We start from the raw sequence: 3,714 nt of genomic DNA, 5'->3' as shown, positions 1-3,714 counted from the left end.
AAGCCGGCTGGGGCGCCGCAGGGCCGAGACCCAGATGATACGGCGTACACCGCCTGGCATTTGCCCGGGGCTCAAGCCGCCGGGCTGACACTGGGTAAGCCCACTGAAGGGGCTACGATGACCACGCGCAGGCGTTTCCGCTCCAGCACCCCACCGGGCGCATGATCCCCAGCCCCTTCAGTGGGCTTCGCTTTCTCAGCCCGGCGGCTTGAGCCCCGGGCACGTGCCGGGCGGCGGAATCCCCCATGCCGAGGCGCCAGTCCTGCGTCACCCCAGCCGGCTTATGGGGTCTGACGAATTAGTCGTGTCTAGCCGATAGCCGCCCACGACTCCCCGCGTTGTCATCCTTCGCTGCGTGGCCGCTCCGATGCGAGATCCTTCGCTCCGCCGCCCGGCGCTCTGCGCCGGCCGGCTCCGCTCAGGATGACAAGGACGAGACGACGGACCGGTACGTGTACCACAGTAATTCGTCAAACTTCATTACCCCCGGGCACGGGCTGACCAGGGACACCCTCACAACTCGTCAAACGCCGATCAACCCCGGGCACATACCGAGCCACGGAATCCAACGCGGGAACGTGAGCCTGATGCTACCCATCCGCGCCGCCCGTGCGGTCGACCAGGGCGGCGACGCGTTCCAGCAGGACATCGAGGTCGAACGGCTTTGCGAGATGGTCGTCGGCGTGGACATCCGCCCCGCGCTGGAACGGATCCTGGGAAGCGGTAATGACGATGATCGGCGCCTGGTGCCCGTGACGCTCGCGGTAGTGCTCGACAAAACCCCAGCCGTCGATACCCGGCATCCGTATGTCGAGGAGGATGACGTCGGGGTGGCGCAGGTCGATCATCGACAGCGCGGCCTCACCGTCCGCTGCCTCGTCGACCGTGTAGCCCTCGTCTTCCAGGGCGAAGCGGATCACCTGGCGGATGCTGAAGTCGTCGTCGACCACCAGGACATGGGCCACTTGATTCGCCTCCTCAGCAGTGCCCGGAGTAATCGGGATACTAGCAGACAGCAGGATCACGACGAACCGGCTGCACTCTCCTTCTCGCGCGATCGATTCATCCCGTGCGAGGGCGGTGTTCGTTAGTTTCCGGCAAGGCGTATGCCCTCGATCCACCGTGCCGATGGCCGACGTCGGACGATGGCGGGTGAGCGATGGGCCGGGCTCCCGGCGAGCTTCGCAGCGGCGTGGGGAGTACGTGAATGGCTGCGGCACGGGCCGAAGCCTGGTTCTACCGCGGTACTCCAGTTGACCGATCCCCGGCAGTTCCCGGCACCGGGTCATCGCCGCCGGGGTGTTCGACAAGCCGGACGGTCTGGACGTTCCGTTCGTCTTCGGGCTGGAGCACATCCTCGACGGCGTCGAGGCGCTGATGCCCCGGAAGGCGTGAGGGCGGTCACTCGTCGCGTTGCTGCCGCTCGTACATCTCACCGATCCCCGCACCGATCGCGATCCCCATGGCGATCCCCAGCGCGAGGTTGTCCATCGCCAGACCGAGCCCGACCCCGAGCGCGATGCCCATACCGATGCCCGTAGTCATCCCCTGCCATCGGTCTCTGCGACGTGGCTCGTCGGGCCGTTCCGGCGTCTCGTTGTTTCGCGGCTGCCGCTCGTCGTCCACGACGGAAAACCTTCCGGTGATGCCGTGCTCTTACCCCGGTAGCGCGGCGGTCAGGTCGATTTCGACACGCTGTTCGGGGAACCCGAGCTGCGCCACACCCAAGAGCGTGCTGGCGCTGGCAAAGGCTGGCGCCAACGCCGAGGCCCGGAAGCGCCGCCAGACCGCGGCCAACTCCGCGCGGTCGTCGCTGACGACGTAGATCACCGCGCGGACTACGTCCTCCGGCCCCGCGCCGATCGCGGCCAGGGCCGCCAGCGCGTTGGCCGCCACCTGATCGACCTGCGCCATGAGGTCGTCAGCACCCACCACCGCGCCGGAGCCGTCGAGCGGGCACTGCCCGGCCAGGAATGCCAACCGTCCGGCCTCGACCACGGTGACGTGGTGGTAGCCGGGCGTCGGGTGCAGCGTCTCGGGGTTGATGCGTGCGATTCGCTCCGCCATGGGTGCGGAGTATAGCAGGGACGACGCGAGGTGTCTGCGCGTTCGCGTGTCCCTGCGATCTGGACCAGCACGGATCAGCGAGCTAGAGAGATCCGTTTCCCCTCACCCCAGCCCGTCGAAAGGACGGATCCTTCCAGCTCGCCTCACACCGCCTGCATCAAACGGGAGCTAGCGCCGCTCCAGCTCGAGTGACAGGCTGTTGATGCACCAGCGCTGGCCGCCGGCCTCGATCGGCCCGTCGTTGAAGACATGCCCGAGATGCGAGTCGCAGCGGGCACACCGCACCTCGATGCGGTGCATGCCGAATGACACATCCTCGTGCAGCGTCACGGCCGTGGGCGAAATCACCTGGGTGAAGCTCGGCCAGCCGCAGCCGGCGTCGTACTTCGTCCCGCTATCGAACAGTGGGTTGCCGCAAGCACGGCAGCGGTAGATGCCCTCGTCGTCGGTGTAGGTGTACTCACCGGTGAAGGGCCACTCGGTCCCCGCCTCCCGCAGCACGGCGTACTCTTCGGGCGTGAGGCGCTGCCGCCACTCCTCCTCGGTGCTCGCGAGCGGCTTCAGCCCGTCATCCTCGCCACCGGTGATCGCCGGGGCCGGGCAGGCGACGCCGGTTCCCTCCAGCCCGCAGTAGCCATTCGGCACCTTGTGGAGGTACTGCTGGTGGTACTCCTCGGCGTAGTAGAAGGGGCCGAGCGGCGCGATCTCGGTCGTGATCTCCTCACGGTGACCGGCCTGGTGCAGCGCCACCTGGTAGGCCGCGCGTGCCCCCTCGGCGATCCGCCGCTGCCGGTCGTCGGCGTAGAAGATCGCCGAGCGGTACTGCGTCCCGATGTCGTTGCCCTGGCGCATGCCCTGGGTCGGGTCGTGCTCTTCGAAGAAGGTACGCACCAGCGACTCGTACGACACCTTCGCCGGATCGAAAACGACCAGCACCGCCTCGGCGTGACCGGTGCGCCCGGTGCAGACCTCCTCGTAGGTCGGGTGCGGCGTGAAGCCGCCGGTGTAGCCGACCGCCGTGGTGTACACCCCGTCGATCCGCCAGAAGAGCCGCTCGGCGCCCCAGAAGCAGCCGAGGGCAAACACCGCCGTCTCCAGCCCCTCCGGGAAGGGCGGCTGGATCGGCGTACCCAGCACCGCGTGGTGGGTGGGAATCGCGAACGCCGGGCGGTCACGACCCGGCAGCGCCTCCTCGGGCGCGATCAAGGTCGATGGGGTGCGATGAAACCACATAGCCATTCCTCCCCGATAGCGCCGACCGGTACGGAGCCCACCGAAGCAGGTCGCATTCCGCCAGCCCGCAGCCACGCCCGGTCGTTGCTCGTCTATACACTCAATTGTATCGAGGCTGGGAAGGCCGGGCGTGGAGGGGTGGTGGCATCAAGGATCCCACGCCGTGGCGCGTGCCCGGGGCTCAAGCCCCGGGCTGACAAGAAAAGCCGGCTGAAGCCGGCTGGGATGACGCAGGGCCGGCTCCTCGGCATGAGGACCCTGCCGCCCGGGAGGTGCCCGGGTGGCGGGATCCGTCGCACCACCCACCTCGATTCCGGACCACAGCGCGGGGACCCGCGCGCCACCCAACCCGTGCCACGACACCTGTGCAGAACCAGCCCCGGGGGGGGGGGGGGCCGCCCGCCCCCCCCCCCC

The 3,714-nt window shown here is 68.3% G+C and carries 4 protein-coding genes and 1 pseudogene; all 5 read right to left on the bottom strand.

From position 1 onward, the window contains the following. Nucleotides 1–590 precede the first annotated feature (590 nt). Nucleotides 591–965 carry a response regulator transcription factor gene (locus IRZ30_RS16355; protein WP_294086695.1) on the bottom strand — a complete coding sequence of 125 codons (375 nt, stop codon included), beginning with the start codon at nt 963–965 and terminating at the stop codon, nt 591–593. Between the two features lie 436 nt (nt 966–1,401). Then, nucleotides 1,402–1,626, bottom strand: a complete 225-nt coding sequence (locus IRZ30_RS16350; RefSeq protein ID WP_294086692.1) for a hypothetical protein — start codon at nt 1,624–1,626, stop codon at nt 1,402–1,404. Nucleotides 1,627–1,656: 30 nt separating this feature from the next. Continuing rightward, nucleotides 1,657–2,067, bottom strand: a complete 411-nt coding sequence (locus IRZ30_RS16345) for a RidA family protein (RefSeq protein ID WP_294086689.1) — start codon at nt 2,065–2,067, stop codon at nt 1,657–1,659. A 168-nt stretch (nt 2,068–2,235) separates the two neighbouring features. Beyond that, nucleotides 2,236–2,631 carry a peptide-methionine (R)-S-oxide reductase MsrB gene (gene msrB / locus IRZ30_RS17210; RefSeq protein WP_366945371.1) on the bottom strand — a complete coding sequence of 132 codons (396 nt, stop codon included), beginning with the start codon at nt 2,629–2,631 and terminating at the stop codon, nt 2,236–2,238. Between the two features lie 33 nt (nt 2,632–2,664). Further along, nucleotides 2,665–3,300, bottom strand: a pseudogene (gene msrA, locus IRZ30_RS17205) (peptide-methionine (S)-S-oxide reductase MsrA); the annotation flags it as partial. Nucleotides 3,301–3,714 lie beyond the last annotated feature (414 nt).

Source organism: Sphaerobacter sp., from assembly GCF_019683595.1.
Lineage (GTDB): Bacteria > Chloroflexota > Chloroflexia > Thermomicrobiales > Thermomicrobiaceae > Sphaerobacter.
Note: the sequence above shows the minus strand (reverse complement) of the source record. Positions and strands in the feature narration are given on the sequence as shown.